Genomic DNA, 21,533 nt, shown 5'->3' on the forward strand with positions numbered 1-21,533 from the left:
GGACGTCAATTTTATTATGCTTTTGTTCCACGGCGTCCCATCCCGATCAAGGGCGCGGCTTTTTCATCTAATGGCCAGCGTGAGCGGGGTGCAATGTCAAGAGAGCTTGTTTCTCCTCGTGCGAGTTTTTGTGCACCGGCAAAAGCAATCATTGCAGCATTATCGGTACACAAGGAAAGAGGAGGGGCTATAAATTCAAAACCATGTTGATGGGCAAGTTCTTGCAACGTAGAGCGAATGGCTTGGTTTGCGGCAACACCGCCTGCGACAACCAAAGCAGGAGAACGCTTTTCTTGATCATGAGAGAGAGGATATTGGTGGGCAAAGTGTTGTAGGGCTAGGTGAATACGATCATGTACTGTATCGGTCACGGCGGCTTGAAAACTTGCGGCAATGTCTGCAATATCATTTTCTGTAAGGGGAGCTATGGCTGTTGCGGCTTGTCGAACAGCAGTTTTTAGTCCGGAAAAAGAAAAATCTAACCGTTTTTCACCTTTTAAAGGTCGTGGAAGGGGAATGCGATTTTTATCACCAAATAAAGCTGCTTTTTCAAGTGCTGGTCCACCAGGATAGGGAAGACCTAAAAGTTTTGCAGTTTTATCAAAGGCTTCTCCTAATGCATCATCAATGGTGGTTCCTAAACGTTGGTAGTTGCCTACTCCATGAACAATGATTGTTTGTGTATGACCTCCTGAAACTAAAAGTAATAAATAAGGAAAGCTGACGTTGTGCGTTAACACAGCTGTTAAAGCATGTCCCTCTAAGTGATTTACCGCAATAAATGGTTTGCCAGTGGCAAGAGAGAGTGCTTTTGCGCTCATAACGCCTACCAACAATCCTCCTATCAAACCAGGACCACTGGTGGCTGCAATGCCATCAATATCTTTTAATTTTGTGTTTGCTTCTGTTAGTGCTTGCAGAATTAAATGATCAAGAACTTCAACATGGGCACGAGCAGCAATTTCAGGAACAACACCGCCGTAAGGTGCATGGTGATCAATTTGACTCCAAACAACATTGGAAAGAATTCGGCTGTTTGATTCATTGTTATATTCAATGACAGCTGCTGCCGTTTCATCACAACTTGTTTCTATTCCCAGCAGACGCATTTTAAACAAAACCTTATATTGAAGCTTCTTTCTTGCGTGCGTACCATGAACAGAAAAAGATGGAAAGTATTTCTCTTAGAATTATTTTTTCTATTTCTTTGAATTTTATGATATCGTTGATTAAAAAATAAAGCTGTATTTTCGAGTATAAAATGCAAATGTTTTTTTAAAAACTTGTCTATTAAAGGCGATACTTGTAAATATTATTGAGAAAAGCTGCGTTTTTAAAACTTTTTTCATTTTATTATTTTATCATTAAAAAAAGTGTGCACGAAAAGTGACAGAGATGGTCGATTCTTCAAAACCAAAAGTTAAACCACATTATGCTGGTACGCGCCGTAAGAAACCAGTTATTGAACATGAAGCTGTTCCCCATGATTCAGAGGGAAAAATCCACAATTCTGTAGAAGCTCATGCGCGAGAAAAACAGAATATGCAAGGTCAGGATAAAAGTACCTCTAGTACAACTTGGCTTTTCTTGTCCCTTTCTGGGATTTTGGGAGGATTCATTGCTTTGGGAATTTTTATGGGGCTTCAATGGGCTGGTTTTTTTCCTTCTCCTTTTGTGGAAAATTCTGCTGGAGGAGAAAAAGCTTTGCAGATTGCTGAAGCCGCAAAAAGTCAAGGTGAAGACACAAAGGAACAATTGAGGCGGGTCTTTCAAGAAATCGATGCGTTAAAAACAGAGCTGTCTTCTTTTTCATCACAACAGTTTAAAACAACGAAAAATGATGAACTATCGAAAGAAGAAAGCAAAAAAGCTTTTGCGATTTTAGAGGAAAAAGTAAAAGCTCTTGAAGAAACTGTACAAACTTTTGTTAGAGAGTCGAAAGAGATAGAGACGGCTTTGTCTGTTGGGCAGAGCAATGCAAATGATCTTGCTGCGTTAAAACAACAGTTAGAAGCACTACAGGAAGAAACTGCTGTTAAAAATAGTAAGAAAAAAGAAATAGATACCGCGCTCTTTACTGCAATTAGTTCATTAAAAAATGCTGTAGAGCGTGGTGGATCTTATAATAATGAATTAAAGCTATTACAACAATTATCGCCTTCAATTAATGGACTTGATGTGTTGCAAAAAACAGCTACTGTGGGTCTTCCAAGTTCAGCACAACTTTCAGTTGATTTTGCTCATGTTGCCGATGCAATTGTTGGTACGCAAAATCTTGTTGCGTCAGATGCTGGTTTTTTTGACCGAATTTTAGCGTGGATAAAAGGGCTCATTGTTTCGCGACCGATTGGAAATGTTGAAGGGACAACGCTGGAGGCTATTGCGGCACGCATGGAAGTTGCCATTCAAGCTGGTGATTACGAAAAGGCTTTGAGCGAATGGCAATCATTGCCTCAAAGTGCAAAAGATGTTTCAATGGATTTTGTTAAGCAGCTTGAAAGACATATTGCTATTCAACAGTTGTTGCAGCAATTGTTATTGTCTGTGCAACAAGGATCTTTTAAAGCAACAAAGATGTAAATAGGCCCAAGATGATACGTGTTTTTATTTATATTTTTGTTGTTTGTATCCTCGGTTTAGCTTTCACGTGGGTTGCTAATCACAATGGTATTTTTGTTCTCACATTTTTGCATTTCAGATTTTCTGCTTCATTTCTTACAGTGTTAAGTGTGCTTATTTTGTTTTTTATAACGCTGGTGCTTTTATGGTGGTTATTATCTTTCTTTTTTTCCATACCGAGTGCTCTTTCCAATTATTTTTATAAACGCCATCAAAAGCGTGGTTACGAAGCTCTTTCAAAGGGGATTCTTGCAACTTTTGCTGGTGATAGTATGGTTGCGCAAAAAATGGAAGAACGGGTTGCTAAATATCTTGCAGGAAAACAAGAGCCATTGGTAAAACTCTTACAAGCGCAAACCTTGTCTTTACAAAATGATTCTGTTCGCGCCATTGGTCTTTATGAAGAGATGAGAAAGGAAGATCCGACAAAACTGGTTGGACTTTATGGTTTGTTTCGTGAAGCAATGAAGAGTAAAGCTTATGAGGCAGCGCAACAATATGCCGAAGAGGCACTGACCTTATCGCCAGCACTTTTATGGGCGCATAAGGCGGTGCTTGATCGGTTAAGTGCTGAAGGTAAATGGGATAAGGCACTTACTGTTTTTGAAAGAACGCAAAAAGCTCTCCCGCGTTCTGCTCGCGCGACTCCAGAGCGGCAGCATATACAGGTTTTACTACTAAGTGGGCAGGCACTTTCTTTGTTTGATACACATCCTGTACAAGCACGTGAAGCTATTTTGAAAGCCCATAAATTGGCGCCTGATTTTGTTCCAATAATAGTTATTGCTGCTGATATTCTTTATAAGTTAAATGAAACGCGTAAAGCGGATAAAATGATTATAGCGGCTTGGCAAAAGAATCCTCATCCTGATTTGGGGACGCTTTATCTTGAAAGAGAAGAAGGAGCCATTGGGCGATTGAAAAGGGCTAAGACACTTGCTTCTTATAATAAAGATGCATTTGAGTCGGCTTTCCTTATTGCTAAAGCAGCTTTGGATGCTGGTGAAACAGCATTAGCAAGAGAGAAGGCACAAAAAGCATTACAATGTCATCCACGGGAAAGTGTTTATTTATTGTTGGCAGATATTGAAGAGGCACAGGGAAACAATCAAGGTGCTGTGCGTCAATGGCTTTCTTTAGCACTTCGTGCTGAACGTGATCCAGTATGGATGTGTGATGGGTCCATTTTTTCTTCTTGGTCAGCGGTTTCTCCAATCAGTGGACGTTTGGGCTGTTTTGAATGGAAGGCGCCTCCCTGTATGCCTTCTCTCACATTAGAGGCGGACAATATTGTGCCGAAAAAGCAAGACAAAGAGTATGTTATGGGAAAAAGTGATGATGTTGAAGATAAGAAGCTTGAAAAATTAACACCTATAGATAATTCTCTTTTGCATAATGCGCAGGTGGAGAAACAAGATATAAAAGAACAAGATGTAAAAATGTTCAGTCAAATTCATTTAAATGTTGATGATCCAGGGGTTAAAACAGAAGAAGACACATCTTTATCGAGGAAAAAGTTTCGTTTATTTTAAATTGCACCAATGTGATAATACGAATGTTTTCTCAGAAGAAACAATTGACCTAGAAGAAAAAATATCGTTAGTCTTTTCCAATAAAATTATTCTCTTATGCTTTAAAAATAAAGTTTTGCTTGGTAGCAGAGGTGATTGGTTAAAAAATGTTTTTAAATCAGAGATGTCTTGATAAAAAACAAAAAAATAACAAACCAAGGATTGCTGTCGTTATTCATCGGCGGTCTACCTATACTGGTCGTTTGGGAAAATTTTTACAACAAAAAGGTTTTGTTCTTGATATTTATCGTCCTATTTTTGGACAAAAACTCCCTGATACATTAGAGCATTATGCCGGTGTTGTTATTTTAGGGGGGCCGATGAGTGTGAATGACAGCGAAGCTTATATTGGTGAGGAAATTGATTGGATTTCGTTATCACTAAAGGAAAATAAGCCTTTTTTGGGTATTTGTCTTGGAGCACAAATGTTAGCGCGAAATCTAGGGGGGCGCGTTGGTACAAGAAGTGATGGGACTGTTGAAGTCGGCTGGTATCCACTAGAAGCAACCCCACAAGGGAAGGAATTGATGAATTGGCCAGAAATGGTCTACCATTTCCATGATGAAGGTATTTATGATTTACCGAAAGAGGCAATGCTTTTGGCAACAGGGAATACATATCCTACACAAGCTTTTCGTTATGGAAACAATGCATGGGGTTTGCAGTTTCATGCTGAGTTTACACGCGCTATGATGCGGCGTTTGGTCGTGCGTTCGGCACATAAATTGACTGAAAAAGGTGCTCAACCTGCTTGTGCACATTTGAAAGGTCGTTTAATCTATGATCGAGCTTTGAGCCAATGGTTTGAAAGCGCATTACACCAGATTTTTTGTACACCGCCCGTACTTGTGTGATTATTGACAACGCATTGATTTATATAAATAATTTACTGTTTTGCATATTGAATGAGAACCCCGAATATCGTAAGGTTTTCTCATTCCAAACCTGTGTATGTTGACTCAATAAAAACCTCTTGCTTGCTGTCACAAGTAGGGCTGGCGTGTGGGCAAAAACTGTATAAGAAAAGACTAAAAATGCTTCTTATGAACTGTCTTAAGTGCCAAGGGCTATCGCAAAATTGTGGGGGTAGCCAAATATAATGATGGTGCTGGCTTTGCTCCTCAATAAGCGTAAAGATGGGGGTGCTCAATGGTTTTATCGTTAAGAAACACTATTCATTATCATTTTTTTGTGCTGTAAAACAGTATGGTTTAAGGCAGAGGTAGAAAATCTATGTAAAACTTTACACATGAGGTGTTTTTTGTTAAAGGGTGTAAAGGGTTTTTTAAGAAAATCTTGTTTGTTGAGCTTATGAGATACTGTACTTTAGAACGATGTATAGGGACTTCTTGAAGTGACCAGTAGATAAAATCCGGTCGATTAAGAAGTTGGATTGTGTATAAACTGACCGTGGTTGGGAATCTTTATCCTTTTTAGGGTGGGGAGGAAGTTAAGAGATAAAGAAAGTTTGAATATTGTCTAAATCCTTTCAAATACCATCATCACAAAAAAGTTTTTCTTTGAGTTATTTAATTTGTGGGCTCTTTTGTCTTGCTTTGGTATTTATTTATAGCGCGCTCTGGTTTTTTTTTCACGTAAAATAGAAGACTATGTTTCTGATATATTCACAAAAATATCTTCCCATAATATGGTGGCGGTATGTGAGAATGTGCACAAGGATGGTTATCCTTTACGTGTCGGTGTTGTTTGTGACAAGTTTCAATTTTCTTGGCCTTTACATGGGGTTTCTTTATCGACGGGGCGTTTGATAGCTGGTGCACCAATTTATGCACCTCATTTGGTCGAGTTTAATGTTCATTCCCCTGCATTAATTGTTTTTTCTGGAAAAACTTCCATAGTATCCAGTTGGCGCAATTTGATGATTGAAACAGAACCTTATTGGAAAACGGGTAAGACATTGAAGTTTATAGCTGAAGGGCTTGAGATTTCACCTTTTTCCTCTTCCCCTGAAGATCAAAAGCTTCAAGAAGCATTAAGAGCACAAACGACAGATAAAAAAACGACACAAGAAAATATTGAAGATCAGGCATCTTTGCAAAATACGCATAACGTGATTATTCAGCCGTTAGAGCCAAAAGAAGCTTCCCCAAAAATAACGGCAGAATTTTTTCGACTTGATCTTAAACATGAAAAGAATGATTTATCGGGACATATAACTTTTGACGGTTTTGATGCTTCTCCCTTTTTAAAATCTTCTTTTGTTGATATTCCTAAAATTGATGGCAATTTGAGATGGATTTTAAATGATGCCTCTCTTCTGTTTGAACATGAAGAAAAAAATTGGCAACAGCGATTGTATGGAAAAAGTGGACTTTTAAAGCAAGGTGAATTGACTTTTCATACAGGTGGTGCAGTGCGTATTAGTGGACCTTTTTCTTTTGATGATGAAGGATATTTGACAGCAAAATTTGAACTTGTCCTTATTCAGTCTATGAAGCTTCTTGACACTCTGCAGCGCTTATTTCCCGCGCAAACCAATAATCTTCAAGCGTTATTTTTTATTTTAGGTGCTTTGCCTAAAAATGCGGACGGCGCTCCCGTTCTTTCCTTGCTCATTAACAATGGGTGGGTAAAATTAGGCTTTTTAAAACTTGGTCGTCTTGCTCCGCTTTAGGTGTTGTACCAAAGCCTTTTTTAATTTTTACCACAAAATTTCGATTTTTTCTGATTTTCATACTTTTTTGCAATTTTAGAGTGTCAAAATCTATTTTAACAAAATGCGTATTTAATGGTAAAAAAAATAGCTATAAAAATAAAAAATTACCACCTACTCCTAATTCGTCCAACCTCTTTTCACTTAGTACAAAATCTTATATCAAACTACATATAGTAACAGTGTTTGTATGGAAAAAGTGGCATTTTAAAGTATGCTGAATTGCCTTTTTATACAGGTGGTGTGGTGCTTGTTAGGAACCTTTTTCTTTATATATGGAATGAGTATATTGCATATATCTGTTTGGGAGTAATCTCTTAAAATAAGTAAATAGCCTAGTTGGAGGAGAATATGAAGTTGTAAAGGGAAAATCAACATCCATCTTTACTGTCATTTTTTATTCGATTTTACGCATTTCAAAAGCAGTTACAGTTATATCATTTTAAATGATAGATTAAGCTTATCCTTTTTTTTCTGATGTTTTTTAATGAAGCTATATGTCTTCCACGTAAAACAGAATATATTTGTATTGCATATTTACGCATTTGTTAAAAAAATATTTCTCAGTACTTCTTATTTTACGATGTCGCCTATGAATGGTATAACGATAGAGCCATTAAGGGCTACCATCTTTTCGGTTATGGAGTAATAAGCTGGGGCAACACCATCATATTATATTTGCTAACTCCCAATGTTACTGCGGATTTTGGCATTTGAGGCGGTTTATGAGGGGCATTTTTAGTCTTTTCTTTACTGTTTTTATCTATTCGGCTTTCCCATTTGCAATATGCAAGGGGAAATGGGGTTAATTGATTGAATATAAACAGATTTTAAATGAGACAAATTTAGAATATCGGATTATCAGTTATCATAAAAATGATAAAATTATGATTGTAAATCAATATATTATATTTTTATGATGAAGGATATTTGACAGTAAAATCTGAATTTATTTTTTATTTTGAGTGCTCTGTCTAAAAATGCAGGATAGGGCTTTCGTTCTTCCCTTGCTGATTAGTCATGGGGGGATAGAACGGAGCAAAAGCTTAGCTGTTTTGTACTGCTTTTAAGTCTGAAAGTTTATGTTTTTAGGGTGAGAAATCAATCCTACTGTTTTTTTGAAATTGTTGCAAACAATTCTATTGTGATAAATAGCGAGATTTTTATTGTTGGTGTTATGTCTAAAATGCAAACTTCTGCTCTGTCTTAGTTGGTTTGTCGTGGTGGTGGGATAGAACGGGAGATTGAGTGGGTCGTTTTGTATTTGCTTTAGGTTTGAAAGCCAATATTTTGAAGTTGAGAAATCAATCCTGCTGCAAAAGTAAAACGAGAAATATTGAGATCATTTTCAATAAGGGCGCTAATGCGGTTTGTAATGTTGTGAATATGATCTTCTTCTGTTTTTTTCCAAGTGTCAAAAGGATCTTTTTTCTTTCCATAATTTTTGAGGATTTTCATAACGATTTGCCGAAAGCTTTCAGAAACATTTTCTTTGGCTTGGCTTAAAGCCATACTATCATAATAATCTACTACAGGGATTATACGACTTGCTTCGTTAATGCGGTTTATACGAATGATTTGCGCAAGTGAAAAGTAGATCTCTGCGGTTTTAATAAGATCACTGTTGCTTTTTTTTGCAATTAAAGAAATATCACATATTGTTGAAGCAGCTTCCAAGAGGGCTAATTGTTTCGCTAATGCTTTTGGTGCTCCCTCTTCGCTGTAGTGTAATGCTTTTTCTTCAATCTTTTGCTTAATATCGTTGCCGTGAGAATGCATAAGCTCTTTTTCAATAACGCTACGGGCTTGCTTTATTGTTTTTACAATTTCTTCTAATGGACGTGAGAGATCTATGTTGTGCAAACCCCAATTGGTTGTTTCAAAGAGCATTGGGGTCATTGCTGCGTAGAATTTATTTTGGACAAGACCGGGTATTTTATTATCAAGCTTATCAATTTGCTCAGATAATTGAGGAATTTCGAAACCATCGCGGATAGCAATGAAAACGCGAATAATATTTTCAGTCTTTTGTTCTGTTGCATCGTGTAGTCTATTAACAAAAGTGGGGCCTCCACGATTTACAATATCGTTGGCAATCAGCGTTGCGATAATATTACGACGCAATTGATGGTTAATAACTTCCTTCTTAAAATTTTCTTGAATTTGGGTTGGAAAATAGTTCAGCAAGGTTGTATTGAAATAGTGATCATCAACAATGGGGCTATTAGCAATTTCTTCTTTTAAGGTCAATTTAGCATAGGCAAAAATAACGGCGAGTTCTGGACGGAGAAGACCTTTGCCTTGGGTTGTTCTTTGTCGTAAAATTTGCTCATCAGGGAGTATTTCAACTCTGCGATCTAGAAGCTTTTTTTGTTCCAAGTCGTGCATAAAGCGTATTTGATAGGGCAAATCAGCAGTGCTCTGGTTTTCCGCCAAAGAAAGCGCAAGAGGTTGTAGATAATTGTTGCGCAAGACGAGTTGCTCGACTTGAGGCGTCATTTTTTTCAAGAGCTTATTGCGATCTTCGCGGGTTAACGTTTTGGCACGTAGTGCTGATGCAAGAACAATTTTGAGATTGACCTCAATATCAGAACAATTAACACCAGCAGAATTGTCAATGGCATCCGTATTGCATCGACCACCATTTGAGACATATTCAATTCGTCCACGTTGTGTAACACCAAGATTAGCCCCTTCGCCAATAATTTTTGCACGCACTTGTTCTCCGGTAATGCGTATTGCATCATTTGCACGATCACCTACTTGGGCATCGTTTTCTGTTGCAGCACGGATATAAGTACCAATGCCACCGAACCATAAAAGATCAACAGGGGCTTTGAGAAGAGCAGAGATAATTTCAAAGGGTGTTCCTGTTTGTTTTTCGAAACCAATGGCTTGTGATGCTTCAGGTGAGAGAGTAATGGTTTTTTCTTTTCGTGAGAAGATACCACCGCCCTTTGATAATTTGCTTTGGTCGTAATCCTGCCAGCTTGAGCGAGGCAGTTTGAAGAGACGCGTACGCTCTGCATAGCTTTCGTCTATGTTCGGATCTGGATCAATAAAAATATCGCGGTGATCAAAAGCGGCAATCAATTTTGTTTGTTTGGAAAGCAGCATTCCATTGCCAAAGACATCACCAGACATATCGCCAACACCGACACAGGTGAAGGGCGTTGTTTGAATATCGTGATTAAATGATTCTCTAAAATGTCTTTTGACGGCTTCCCATGCACCTTTAGCTGTAATACCAATGTCTTTGTGGTCGTAACCTGCTGAGCCTCCAGAGGCAAAAGCATCATCGAGCCAAAAGTGATTTGCTTGGCTGATGGCGTTGGCTGTATCAGAAAAAGTTGCTGTTCCTTTGTCTGCCGCGACAACAAAATAGGGGTCAGGGTCATCATGACAGATGACATTGTGGGGAGAACTTATTTTGCCGTTAATCAGATTGTCTGTGATGGAGAGCAAAGCTGTGATAAAGTCTGTATAAGCTTGTCGTGCTGCTTCTATGATGACAGCACGGTCATTTGTTTGGGGAAGCCGATGGGGATAGAATCCACCTTTTGCACCTGCAGGAACGATAACTGCATTTTTAACTTGTTGGGCTTTGACTAAGCTAAGCACTTCGGTGCGATAATCTAATGCACGGTCAGACCAACGAATGCCGCCACGAGCGATAGGTCCAAAACGCAAATGGACCCCTTCAACTTCTGGTCCATAAACAAAAATTTCTCGGTAAGGGCGCGGTTCAGGCAAACCTTCAATCTGGCGTGGATTTAATTTGGTGGCTAAAATACGCCGTGGATTTCCATCAGGAAGAGGCGTAAAGGCATTCGTTCGTAAACTCGCCTCGATAAGGTTACAATAACGGCGTAAGATCAGGTCATCATCTAAACCAGAGACTTTCCGTAATTTTTCTTCAATGCGCTTTTGAATAACTTGTTGGTTTTTTTCCCGTTCTTTTTCTGTATGGCTTTGATGAAATTTTAAATGAAATAAAGCATAAAGATCTTGGGTAATGTCAGGATAAGCATTTAAAGTTTGGGCAACGCGATCTTGCGAATAAGGAATTCCAGCTTGTTGGAGATAGCGCCCATAATGGCGCAAAATAACAATTTCATGCCAATCAAGCTCAGCTGTTTGTGTGAGAGCATTAAAGCCGTCATTATCAGCATTTTGTGCCCAAATGGCTTCAAAGGTTTCGGCGTGTTTTTGCCCGTCTTTTTCAAAATCGATACAGCGCTGGAAAGTACTTTCCAGCTGCATATCATGAAGATACACAGAGCGCCCATTGCCATCTGGTAATTCAAGGGTTTGTTCAGCAATAACGCGAAACCCCATATTTTCAAGGAGTGGTACACGTTTGGAAAGGGCAAGAGCTTCATGGCGGTGAAAAAGCCGAAGAGAAATGTACTGTTTTTCTTTGTTTTGTGCGTGATAAAAGATCACGAAAAGGGGCTTTTCATCATGAAGACTTAGAATATGTCCGGCATCGTTAATAGCGTCTTCAGCTGAAAATAAATCACGATAGCTGTTGGGGAATTCACTGGCTAGACGTGTTTGTTGCTCTGTTATTTTCTGGGTAAGAGCGATGGCTTGAACCCTGTCTTCCCAACTTCGTGCAATCGAACGTACATGTTGTTCAAGTGTGGAGCGCTCATGAAGGGGAACAGTTTCGTTTCCTTTGCGATGGATGATATAATAGACACGTATAAGGGTGCTTTCCAAAAATAGCGGATAAGATTCAAAAAAGTCACCTTTATAAAGCTCAACAAAATGTTCGCCAACTTTTTCACGCAAGCTGCTGCTATATTGGTCACGCGGTACGTAGACAAGGATAGAAACAAAGCGTCCAAAAGAATCAGTGTGGGCAAGAACCCGTAAACGTGGGCGCTCATCTAATTGTAGAATAAGCTTAGTGTTTTCTGTCAATGTATCAACATCAGAGCGAAACATTTCATCTCTTGGATAGGTTTCTAAAGCACTGATGAGTGCTTTTCCTGAATAATCGGCGTGATTGTGTCCAAGTCGTTGAATAATAGTTCGGGCTTTTTCTTTTAAGAAAGGAATTTGCAAAATAGAACGTGTATAAGCTGAGGAGGTAAAAAGCCCTACAATGCGTAATTCTCCACAGAGTTGGTTTTCTTTATCAAAGATTTTAAGACCAATATAATCGAGCCAAACAGAACGGTGAATTTTGGAGCGGCTGTTCGCTTTTGTCACGATAAACAGATTATCGCTTTCCATGAAGGATAAAACTTCTTGAGGAGGTTCTTTCATGCTTTTATCGTCAACAATATGAATAGAAGCATCCGTGAGTATACCAAGTTCAATATTACTGGCTGTAAAGGATTTTAGGGGTTTTTGGTCTTTGATGAAGTTGTAAGTGCGCATACCAAGGAAAATGAAATTATCGTCCATTAGCCAGTGAAGAAATTCAATAGCTTTTTCGCCTTCTTGTTTGTAGTGTGGGGGAAGACTTATTTGGTAGGCATGAATCTGCTTTTCAACTTCTTCAAGCATAGGTTTCCAGTCTTGTACAGCAGCATTAACCTGTTCAAGAACTAAGGTGAGTTCATTTTCAAGTTTTTGTATTTGCTGTTTGTTTAATGACTCGATGTGAATTTGCATCAGACTGATGCGTTTTCCAGAAGCACAATCAATAATGGGGTGTGCAATCAAATAGATATGGTTTTTGTGTTGATTAAAAACATTTAAAATAGAATCAAGAAGAAAGGGTTTGTTATCATTGACAAGCGTGATAACGGTTATAGGTCTGTTACTACGGGTTAAATTTTGCTCAAAGCAGATGGTATTTTTTCCCGTCTGATGAAGATTAAAAGCTTTTACCGCGATGGCTGTGGCTTTTTGAAGTTCTTCATTTTCGTAATAAGCAATATCTTCTTTATCGGTTTGGGCAAAAAGGATTTGTTCTATTTTATCTTGGGTGTTTTTTGTCTCTGTTTTTTTTTGTTGCAACACATTCACTCTCCCTTTTTGCTCTTAAGGAGTCTTTTCTTCTCTTTTTAAAAGCAGACCATTATATTTTTTATATACTGTAACACCTTCTTTCTAAAGAAAATAGCTCTTTATTTGGAAAGAATGAGTTTGTTTTTGCTATTTTTTAGTAATATTTTGCACTTTAAAGAAATATTTTGCTTCAAGGAAAGGGCACTTTTAGTATTTTTGTATGTTAATAGTTTGTTTTTTAAAATATACAAAATGAAAGTAAAAAAAGAAGCAAAAGTAAAGAGAGAATGGCGCGTTTACCAGAAAGACTTTTAAGTGGTTACCAAAACTTTATAAACAATCATTTTTTATATAAAATAGCAGATTATCAGCAATTGGCGATTGAGGGGCAGAAACCTGAAGTTTTGGTCATTGCTTGTTGTGATTCGCGTGCAGTACCAGAAATGATTTTTGATGCTAAGCCAGGGGAAATTTTCACCCTGCGCAACGTGGCGAATGTGGTTCCTCCTTTTTCTCCTGATGACCAATATCACGCAACATCAGCAGCTCTTGAATATGCTGTGCAATTGCTTGAGGTGAGACATATTGTCGTTTTTGGTCATGCCCATTGTGGAGGCATTCGTACTGCTCTTAATGAGACATATAAATCTTTATTATCAAATGATTTTATCGGTCAATGGATAAGTCTCTTAGCACCAGCAGCAGAAATCGTTTTGAATAATAAGTCGCTGTCTTGGCCAGAAAAACAGACGGCATTAGAGCAGCTTTCTATTCGCCATTCGTTGAGAAATTTAGAGACGTTTCCGTGGATTAAGCTTCGCAAAGATCAAGGTTTTTTGACATTGCATGGGGTTTGGTTTGATATCTCTAGCGGAAAATTATGGAGCATGGAACAGGAAACAGGTTGTTTTATGCGTGTTGAAGTTGAAAGTTTTGAAGTATAGTATTTGTTGTTTTTATTTCTTCGTATAAAAAGATATTTTATGATAAAACTTGACAAAGCTGGGGTTTTATTGTTTGAAGGAGCAAGCTTTCAGTGACAAAATTAACTTGGAGCCACCGACTGAGACCCCAGTTTAAGGGTATAAAGAGATCTCAGAGGTCAACATCCGACGGCGCGATGCGTTCTCGGATGCTATTGTGGTTTGTTTGTTATGCAACAATGAGGTAAATGATGTTTGAATCCTTGCAAGAGCGACTTGGTTCTATCCTGTCTCATTTGACGGGACGTGGCGCTTTATCGGATCAGGATGTTGTAGAGGCGCTGCGTGAAATTCGTCGCGCTTTATTGGAAGCTGATGTTGCTCTTGATGTTGTGCGCTCTTTTACCGATAGAGTTCGGGAAAAAGCTGTTGGGGCCGAAATCGTTAAATCAATTAAACCAGGCCAAATGGTGGTTAAAATTGTTCATGATGAATTGGTTCATATTCTTGGAAATGAAAGCGTTCTGAGTGATTTAAATGCACCAGCTCCAGTTGTTATCATGATGACTGGTTTGCAAGGTTCCGGAAAAACAACTACAACAGCAAAGCTTGCAAAACGTTTTACTGATAAGCACAATAAAAAAGTTCTCATGGCGTCATTAGATACACGCCGTCCCGCTGCACAGGAGCAATTGCGCCAATTGGGAGAGCAGGCAAAACTTGCAAGCTTGCCTATTATTGCGGGTCAGCTGCCCGTTGATATTGCATCACGTGCCGTGCAGGCTGCTAAATTAGGTGGTTATGACGTGCTTCTTCTTGACACAGCAGGACGTAATCATATTGATGAAGCTTTGATGCTCGAATTGGCTGAAATTAAAGCATGTTCCCTTCCTCATGAGATTATGTTGGTGGCTGATAGTTTGACGGGGCAAGATGCCGTTCATCTTGCTCGTTCTTTTGATGAGCGTGTAGGGATTACGGGGATTATTTTAACACGGATGGATAGTGATGGGCGTGGTGGCGCTGCTCTTTCTATGCGTGCTGTTACAGGTAAACCAATTAAAGCAATTGGAACTGGTGAAAAAATAGATGCTTTAGAAGAATTTCATCCCAGTCGTATTGCTGATCGTATTCTCGGAATGGGGGATATTGTTTCTTTGGTTGAAAAAGCTGCTGAAACAATGGATCATGAGAAAGCTGCTGCTTTTGCAAAAAAAATGCAAGCCGGAAAATTTGATCTGAATGATCTTGCAGAACAGTTGCAGAAAATGAAAAAACTGGGTGGAATGGGCGGTATTATGGGCATGTTGCCAGGAATGGGGAAAGTCAAAGAGCAGATTGCGGCTGCGGGGTTTGATGATCGTTTGTTTGATCGTCAATTGGCCATTATTTCATCTATGACACCCAAAGAGCGGTCGAATCCAGAGCTTTTAAAACATAGCCGCAAACAACGAATTGCTAAGGGGTCTGGTACGACGGCGGCTGATATTAATAAACTTTTGAAGATTTATCGCCAAATGGCTGATATGATGAAAGCCATGGGTGGTAAAGGAAAAAGTGGTTTTATGGGAAAGATGTTGGGAGGCCTTGGTTCCAAAATGGGTTTTGGTGGTATGGGAAACTTGGGAGGGGATTCTCCAGCTATGCCGGATTTGTCGGGATTGGATCCAAAGCAATTCTCAACGCTTCAAAAGCAAATTGAAAATGGTAATGGAGGGAAGCTCTTGCCCGGACTTCCCAAGCGTGGACCTACTTTTCCTGGTCTTTCCAATGGCATTGTCGATGGGGGAAATTTTCCTCAGCATCCTAAGAAAAAATAAGATGTAAAGAGGGAAAGGAATATAATGCAGGAAACAGTATTAAACGAATTGGCACATTTACGAGCATCCATTGATAATTTTGATGCAACTTTGATTCATATCTTAGCAGAGCGGTTTCGTTGTACGAAAGCTGTTGGGCGCTTAAAAGCCCGTTATGATTTGCCTAAAGTAGATCCTCTGCGTGAGCAATATCAGGTAGCGCGTTTGCGGCAATTGGCTATGGATAGTGATCTTGATCCTGATTTTGCTGAAAGATTTTTAAAATTTATTATTAAAGAAGTTGTGAGTCATCATGAAGTTATTGCTGAAGAGCAAAAAACAAAAAAAGTCAATTTAAACGAAAGCCAGAGCTGACAATAGGAGATAAAATATGGCATTGAAAATTCGTTTGTCCCGTGGAGGTTCAAAAAAACGTCCTTACTATCATATCGTCGTTGCAGATGTTCGTAGTCCGCGCGATGGGCGGTTTCTTGAACGTGTTGGTGCATGGGATCCAATGTTGCCTAAAGATGGACCGAGGGTGAAACTTAATGAAGAACGTATCCAATATTGGCTTGGGCAAGGGGCTCAACCAACAGATCGCGTTTTACGGTTTTTAGATGCAGCTGGCTTGAAAAAGCGTCCAACTCGTAATAATCCACATAAAGGTGAACCGGGTAAAAAAGCACAAGAACGTATAGCAGCAGCAAAGCAAGCAGCAGAAGAAGCAGCGGCAGCGGCTGAAGCAGAATCTGCTTCAGCATAAGAAGCATGATTGTTTAATCAATGTGTTTTTAAAAGCTTTAGAAAAATAAATATTATCCGTTTTTGTCTATCAAAAACGGATTTTCATTAAAAAGCTGCTTGTTTAAATTGCGCCGTTTTTTTTAAATCAATGGTTTTAAAAATCAATGGCGCGGCCTTTAATTTCCCAGTCTCCATAGCGGGAAGGGTCTTTGCCGCCGCGTCCGCCGTTTTCTAAAGGTTGTTCTTTTTTTGCTGCGCGTTTTCGTCTTTCTTCAGCTTCTTTAAGGGCGCGTTGTGCTGCGGGAGAAAGAGATTGCTGTTTAACGACAGTTGCATTTTTTTTGCTTGTTTTCTCATCTTTTTTATTCATTTTACACCTATTCCATTGAAGAAGCAGAAAGAAAACACCATCATATAGTATTGATTGACTTTTATCATGGAGTTTTTTGAGTAATGAATATAATGCGTACAGCTATGCTTTTGGCTTTTTTAACTGCTCTCTTTATGGGAGTTGGTTATCTTGTTGGAGGGGGCGGTGGCATGGTCATTGCTCTTTTGATGGCAAGTGGTTTAAACTTTTTTTCTTATTGGAATTCAGATAAAATCGTTTTACGCATGTACGGGGCGCGTGAAGTTGATCAGCATTCAGCACCAGTTTATTATAAGATTGTAAGCGATTTAGCACAAAAGGCTTCTCTTCCTCAACCAAAGGTTTATGTTATTGAGAATGCACAGCCAAATGCTTTTGCAACGGGACGTAATCCGCAAAATGCAGCTGTTGCTGCAAGTACTGGGTTGTTAGAGCGGTTAAGCGCTGAGGAAATTGCCGGCGTTATGGCGCATGAGCTCGCACATATTGAGCATCGTGATACGTTAACAATGACTCTGACCGCAACGATTGCAGGGGCAATTTCAATGCTTGGTAATTTTGCTTTCTTTATGGGAGGACAGCGTAACTCTTCAGAAGATTCTCATGGCGCTGGGGCAATTGGAGGATTTATTGCATTGCTCGTGGCGCCTTTTGCAGCGATGCTGGTGCAAATGGCGATTAGCCGTACACGGGAATATGCTGCGGATCGGAGAGGGGCTGAAATATGTGGTAATCCTTTATGGTTGGCTTCGGCATTGCGTAAGATTGCTGATGGGGGACGTGGGGTATATAATGAAGAAGCAGAGCATAATCCAGCAACCGCGCATCTGTTTATTATTAATCCTTTGAGCGGTGAGGGAGCGGATAGTCTTTTTTCGACACATCCAGCAACTGCAAATCGTATTGCTGCTCTTTATCAGCAAGCAGAAGAGATGAAAGGGGCTCTTGCCAAAAGTGTGGGATGGAATAAAGAAGACGCTATACATGAAAAAAGCAGCGGGATGAACTATGGAGATTTTCATAGTGGTCAGGCTCATGCATTAGGTGAGAAAGAAAATAGTTCTTTTCAGCGTGTTACAAAACGTCCTTCTTGGCTTCGTTATGAAAATTCAAAAAGATCTCGTTCATAGAGTTATTGAGGGAGTTTTTAAGGAAGCAATAATATAAAGGTGGTGGTTTGAAACACAAAAAAGCGGGGCATGTGTCTGAAAAAAATGTTCCAGGATTAGCTGTTCGACAGGTGTGTGTGCGTCTTTTGGGGGCGGTAGTTGATAAGTACACGCCTCTGTCTGGTTTGACGGATAATGAACACGGACATCCACAATATTTGAAGCTTTCACAACGAGATCGTTTGTTATGTCGGGCTATTTTAACAGCTTCATTGCGTCATCGAAGGCAGATTATGGCGGCTCTCTCACGCTTTTTGGCGCGTCCTTTGCCTTCACAAGCACTTTCACTTCAGCATCTTTTGCATATCAGTGTTGCACAAATTCTTTATCTTGATATTCCCGATCATGCGGCTATTGATTTAGCTGTGCGTGTGGCGAAACTTGATCCTCGAATGCGCCGTTTTTCAGGGGTGGTGAATGCTCTTTTGCGCAATGTTGCACGTGAGGCAGAGCCTTTACGTCAACAAGTTCCTACCATTGAAGGTGTGCCAGCGTGGTTTGGACAGCTTTTAATATCAGCTTATGGAACAGAAAAGGCACATCAGATTATCGCAATTCAAAGTGTGGAACCTCCTTTCGATTTGACAGTGAAATCTGATAGTGGTGGATGGGCTGAAAGGCTTGGCGGTGTGGTATTGCCCAATGGTTCTGTTCGATTGAAGCGTCTGGAGTGTTCTGTTTCTGATTTACCAGGCTATCGTGAAGGGTCTTGGTGGGTCCAAGATTTTGCAGCAGCTTTGCCTGCTTGTTTACTTGGGAGTATTGAGGGTAAACGCGTTGCTGATCTTTGTGCGAGCCCTGGGGGAAAAACAGCACAATTGGCTTTGCAAGGGGCAGAGGTGACAGCAATTGAGCTTTCTGCTAACCGCGTAAAGCGTTTAAAAGAAAATATGGAACGGCTTCATTTTTCAGTTCACATTTGGCAGGGCGATGTGAGAAATTTCTATCCCACACAGCTTTTTGATGCAGTTCTTCTTGATGCTCCTTGTTCTTCTACAGGAACAATCCGTCGTCATCCGGATATTTTATGGACGAAATCGAGGGAAGATATCGTCAAGTTAGTGGCGTTGCAATATGATTTGCTTGTCGCAGCAATTTCTTTGGTAAAGGAGGGGGGACGGATTGTTTTTTCCAATTGTTCATTGGCAAGAGAAGAAGGTGAAGATCTTATTGAAAAAATTTTATCGACACGCAATGACATTGTTTTAGACCCTATTTATCCAGAGGAAATGGGAGCACTGGAACATTTGCTTTGTGGGGGGATGTTACGGACAACGCCTGCGGATTTTTGTCATAAAAATTTTGATGCTGAGAAAACCGTATTTTTAGGAATGGATGGTTTTTTTGCTGCGCGCTTACGAAAAATTGCTTAATTAACGCTTCATTTACAAAAATGGTCGAAATTGTATTTGATTCAGCATAAATGGAGATAAAATTTTGGCGGTTGCGGTAAAAGCTCCTCAGGTAAAAGTGGCAGCCTGTATCGATACGATACAGAATGTTATGCGGCGTTTATGGGTTGGACCATTGTTTCGTTGGCGGTTTTCAGGGTTTCGTCCTCATAAAATTTTAGCGCATCCCATGGATTTGCATGTAGCTGATCCGATGATGGCGCATGAATTTTATCATGGTCGTTTTGCTTTTGCTGGTCACATTGTTCATTCTGGTGCTGTTTCTCCGTTTTCATTGGTTCCACCAACGCTAGAATGGGAAGCGGCTCTACATGATTTTCATTGGTTGCGCCATATGGAGGCAGCAGGAAGTGATTTAGCTTCTGCACATGCACGCTCTCTTTTAGAAGACTGGTTTGACCATGCTGGTAAGAAGGTAAAAGGGCTTGCTTGGAGTGATCCTGTTGTGGCGCGGCGCTTGATTTCATGGATTTGTCATTCGAAAATGTTGTTAGAAGGGGCAAGTGAACGGTTTGAAAAACGCTTTTTACGTGCACTTGGTTTGCAATTTCGTTATTTGCGCGTAACAATTTGTAGTATGGAGCACAATGATCAACGTTTACAAGCAGCAGTGGCTTTGACATTCGCATCTCTTGCTTTGCCTGTTTCTGCGGCAGTGAAAAAAAAGGTACAAACCACACTTATAGAGGAGCTTTCCCGTCAAATCCTAGTTGATGGTGGGCATATTTCCCGTAGTCCTGTTATTTTGCTGAATTTGTTATCGGATTTATTGTCGTTACGGCATCTTTTTATGCGTAGCAATGAAACAGCACCCCGTATTTTGATTGATTCTGTTGAGCGTATGTTGCCAGCTTTACGATTCTTTATCCATGAGGATCAAACGTTGGCCCATTTTAATGGGGTTGGTCCCCTTGTATCGGAACGGTTATCATCACTTTTGGAGCTTGATGAAACAGGAGGCCATCCTTTTAGTTATGCCCGTTATTCAGGATTTCAGCGCTTAAAAGCCAATCAAACAACAGTGCTTGCAGATACAGGAAAGTTTCCACCCCGCTCTGTAGCACAGCAGGCTTGTTCGGGGTGTTTGTCTTTTGAAATGTCTTCACAAGGGCACCGTTTTATTATCAATACCGGTGTTAATCCTGATGGGAGGGAAGATTATCGACATTTAGGGCGTGTTACTGCAGCACATTCAACAGCTACGCTTAATGATTGTTCAGTGGGTGCTTTTTATCATAAAAAGAAAAATGGCGCGCCATTTTTGTTTGATGGACCAACAGATGTTCAAGTGTGCCGTATAGAGGATTCAGAGAAGACGGGTTTTATTGCGAGTCATAATGGTTATATGCGACCCTTTAATCTTATTCATGAGCGTGGTCTTATTTTGGCGACAAATGGAGATATGATTGAGGGTTTTGATCGCTTTTTTATGCCCAATAAAGGGGGAAAGAGACACAAGAGTGTGCAAAATGAAAAAAATCATGTTGCTGTTCGGTTTCATCTTCATCCACAAGTTGAAGTTAACTATGATGGCGAACGTGTGTGTTTAGCCGTAAAGAATGAGAACGTGAAGAGCGAACAAGTATGGTATTTTATATCGCCTGACGCAGATATTTGTCTTGAAGATTCGATTGATTTTGCAGAATTAACAGGTCCACAACGGACACAACAGATTGTTTTATATTTTCGTCCAGCATTTCAGGAAAAAGTTCGTTGGCGTTTTATCCGTAAAGCGTTTGATAAAAAATTAGAACATTATTCCAACCCATAGTATATTGCGTTTTATCTTGCGTGTCGCAAAACATTATCGTTTATTGTGGTAATATTCTCAAAATTTGAAGATCATATCAATTTTATACATGAAGAGTTTTGTTAGAGTATGGGTTGGATGTTTTTAGGCAAGGTTTGCTCATAGAATCTCATGAGGTGATGCTAAAAGGGATTGGCTCCAGAAAAAAAGTTTTTTGAAAGACCATTGTTGACAGATGAGTACTAGTTAAAGATTTTGATCCTTTAAAGATATGGAGAGAAAATTAAGCCGTTGCGTATCTTCGATAAGTTTTTAAGTGTGCTGTTGGGATCAATATTTATCTCTGAGAGAGTTGCATTAATAGGGCTACACTCCTCACGAAAAACAGAGCGCTATTGTATTGTATATTCACGGACTCATTTTAAAGAAAAATTCCTTAATGCTTCCAAGCCTATTTTGCGACGATGCCCGTGATGGGTATAACGGTAAATCCATTAAGCACCCCCCATCTTTATGCTTATGAAGGAGCAGT

General features: G+C 39.6%; 14 protein-coding genes. 11 read left to right on the forward strand and 3 right to left on the reverse strand.

The genetic code is table 11. From position 1 onward, the window contains the following. Positions 1-14: 14 nt before the first annotated feature. Positions 15-1,109: a tRNA (adenosine(37)-N6)-threonylcarbamoyltransferase complex transferase subunit TsaD gene (tsaD, locus tag ACFIJZ_RS01035; protein ID WP_375630686.1), complete on the reverse strand. Its 1,095-nt coding sequence runs from the start codon at positions 1,107-1,109 to the stop codon at positions 15-17. 286 nt (positions 1,110-1,395) lie between these two features. On the opposite strand from tsaD, the gene ACFIJZ_RS01040 reads away from it, so the two are divergent. The 4 genes from ACFIJZ_RS01040 to ACFIJZ_RS01055 all read left to right on the forward strand — a co-directional run bounded on the left by ACFIJZ_RS01040 (position 1,396) and on the right by ACFIJZ_RS01055 (position 6,825). Continuing rightward, positions 1,396-2,580: a COG4223 family protein gene (locus ACFIJZ_RS01040; RefSeq protein ID WP_375630688.1), complete on the forward strand. Its 1,185-nt coding sequence runs from the start codon at positions 1,396-1,398 to the stop codon at positions 2,578-2,580. Positions 2,581-2,591: 11 nt separating this feature from the next. Beyond that, positions 2,592-4,151 carry a heme biosynthesis protein HemY gene (locus ACFIJZ_RS01045; RefSeq protein WP_375630690.1) on the forward strand — a complete coding sequence of 520 codons (1,560 nt, stop codon included), beginning with the start codon at positions 2,592-2,594 and terminating at the stop codon, positions 4,149-4,151. A 146-nt stretch (positions 4,152-4,297) separates the two neighbouring features. Then, positions 4,298-5,044 carry a glutamine amidotransferase gene (locus ACFIJZ_RS01050; protein WP_273790078.1) on the forward strand — a complete coding sequence of 249 codons (747 nt, stop codon included), beginning with the start codon at positions 4,298-4,300 and terminating at the stop codon, positions 5,042-5,044. 794 nt (positions 5,045-5,838) lie between these two features. Next, the gene (locus ACFIJZ_RS01055) at positions 5,839-6,825 is read left to right on the forward strand and encodes a DUF2125 domain-containing protein (protein ID WP_375630692.1); all 987 of its coding nucleotides are present in this window, start codon (positions 5,839-5,841) and stop codon (positions 6,823-6,825) included. 1,308 nt (positions 6,826-8,133) lie between these two features. On the opposite strand, the gene ACFIJZ_RS01060 is transcribed toward ACFIJZ_RS01055, so the two are convergent. Next, positions 8,134-12,843 carry an NAD-glutamate dehydrogenase gene (locus ACFIJZ_RS01060; protein WP_375630694.1) on the reverse strand — a complete coding sequence of 1,570 codons (4,710 nt, stop codon included), beginning with the start codon at positions 12,841-12,843 and terminating at the stop codon, positions 8,134-8,136. A 275-nt stretch (positions 12,844-13,118) separates the two neighbouring features. Between ACFIJZ_RS01060 and ACFIJZ_RS01065 the strand changes: the two genes are divergently transcribed. The 4 genes from ACFIJZ_RS01065 to rpsP all read left to right on the forward strand — a co-directional run bounded on the left by ACFIJZ_RS01065 (position 13,119) and on the right by rpsP (position 16,319). Then, the gene (locus ACFIJZ_RS01065) at positions 13,119-13,775 is read left to right on the forward strand and encodes a carbonic anhydrase (RefSeq protein WP_273790076.1); all 657 of its coding nucleotides are present in this window, start codon (positions 13,119-13,121) and stop codon (positions 13,773-13,775) included. A 230-nt stretch (positions 13,776-14,005) separates the two neighbouring features. Continuing rightward, positions 14,006-15,574, forward strand: a complete 1,569-nt coding sequence (gene ffh / locus ACFIJZ_RS01070) for a signal recognition particle protein (protein WP_375630739.1) — start codon at positions 14,006-14,008, stop codon at positions 15,572-15,574. Between the two features lie 24 nt (positions 15,575-15,598). After that, positions 15,599-15,928, forward strand: a complete 330-nt coding sequence (locus tag ACFIJZ_RS01075) for a chorismate mutase (protein WP_273790075.1) — start codon at positions 15,599-15,601, stop codon at positions 15,926-15,928. A 16-nt stretch (positions 15,929-15,944) separates the two neighbouring features. After that, the gene (gene rpsP, locus ACFIJZ_RS01080) at positions 15,945-16,319 is read left to right on the forward strand and encodes a 30S ribosomal protein S16 (RefSeq protein ID WP_273787601.1); all 375 of its coding nucleotides are present in this window, start codon (positions 15,945-15,947) and stop codon (positions 16,317-16,319) included. Between the two features lie 135 nt (positions 16,320-16,454). Here rpsP and ACFIJZ_RS01085 read toward each other — a convergent pair whose 3' ends face one another. Beyond that, positions 16,455-16,670, reverse strand: a complete 216-nt coding sequence (locus ACFIJZ_RS01085; RefSeq protein WP_273790074.1) for a DUF1674 domain-containing protein — start codon at positions 16,668-16,670, stop codon at positions 16,455-16,457. An 83-nt stretch (positions 16,671-16,753) separates the two neighbouring features. On the opposite strand from ACFIJZ_RS01085, the gene htpX reads away from it, so the two are divergent. From htpX to ACFIJZ_RS01100, 3 genes are all read left to right on the forward strand, one after another. Continuing rightward, positions 16,754-17,800, forward strand: a complete 1,047-nt coding sequence (gene htpX, locus ACFIJZ_RS01090) for a zinc metalloprotease HtpX (RefSeq protein ID WP_375630696.1) — start codon at positions 16,754-16,756, stop codon at positions 17,798-17,800. Positions 17,801-17,847: 47 nt separating this feature from the next. Next, positions 17,848-19,212 carry an RsmB/NOP family class I SAM-dependent RNA methyltransferase gene (locus ACFIJZ_RS01095; protein WP_375630698.1) on the forward strand — a complete coding sequence of 455 codons (1,365 nt, stop codon included), beginning with the start codon at positions 17,848-17,850 and terminating at the stop codon, positions 19,210-19,212. A gap of 64 nt (positions 19,213-19,276) precedes the next feature. Then, on the forward strand, positions 19,277-21,022 hold the full coding sequence (locus ACFIJZ_RS01100) for a heparinase II/III family protein (protein WP_375630700.1): 1,746 nt from the start codon (positions 19,277-19,279) through the stop codon (positions 21,020-21,022). The last annotated feature ends 511 nt before the right edge of the window (positions 21,023-21,533 follow it).

The sequence above is a fragment of the Bartonella sp. CL70QHWL genome (genome assembly GCF_042194855.1).
Classification (GTDB): domain Bacteria; phylum Pseudomonadota; class Alphaproteobacteria; order Rhizobiales; family Rhizobiaceae; genus Bartonella.

Excerpts from the sequence above, each read along its gene's own strand:
- tsaD (WP_375630686.1), bottom strand. The coding sequence starts at position 1,109 with ATGCGTCTGCTGGGAATAGAAACAAGTTGTGATGAAACGGCAGCAGCT.
- htpX (WP_375630696.1), top strand. The coding sequence starts at position 16,754 with ATGAATATAATGCGTACAGCTATGCTTTTGGCTTTTTTAACTGCTCTC.
- ACFIJZ_RS01055 (WP_375630692.1), top strand. The coding sequence starts at position 5,839 with ATGGTGGCGGTATGTGAGAATGTGCACAAGGATGGTTATCCTTTACGT.
- ACFIJZ_RS01065 (WP_273790076.1), top strand. The coding sequence starts at position 13,119 with ATGGCGCGTTTACCAGAAAGACTTTTAAGTGGTTACCAAAACTTTATA.
- ACFIJZ_RS01050 (WP_273790078.1), top strand. The coding sequence starts at position 4,298 with ATGTTTTTAAATCAGAGATGTCTTGATAAAAAACAAAAAAATAACAAA.
- ffh (WP_375630739.1), top strand. The coding sequence starts at position 14,006 with ATGTTTGAATCCTTGCAAGAGCGACTTGGTTCTATCCTGTCTCATTTG.
- rpsP (WP_273787601.1), top strand. The coding sequence starts at position 15,945 with ATGGCATTGAAAATTCGTTTGTCCCGTGGAGGTTCAAAAAAACGTCCT.
- ACFIJZ_RS01085 (WP_273790074.1), bottom strand. The coding sequence starts at position 16,670 with ATGAATAAAAAAGATGAGAAAACAAGCAAAAAAAATGCAACTGTCGTT.
- ACFIJZ_RS01075 (WP_273790075.1), top strand. The coding sequence starts at position 15,599 with ATGCAGGAAACAGTATTAAACGAATTGGCACATTTACGAGCATCCATT.
- ACFIJZ_RS01040 (WP_375630688.1), top strand. The coding sequence starts at position 1,396 with ATGGTCGATTCTTCAAAACCAAAAGTTAAACCACATTATGCTGGTACG.
- ACFIJZ_RS01045 (WP_375630690.1), top strand. The coding sequence starts at position 2,592 with ATGATACGTGTTTTTATTTATATTTTTGTTGTTTGTATCCTCGGTTTA.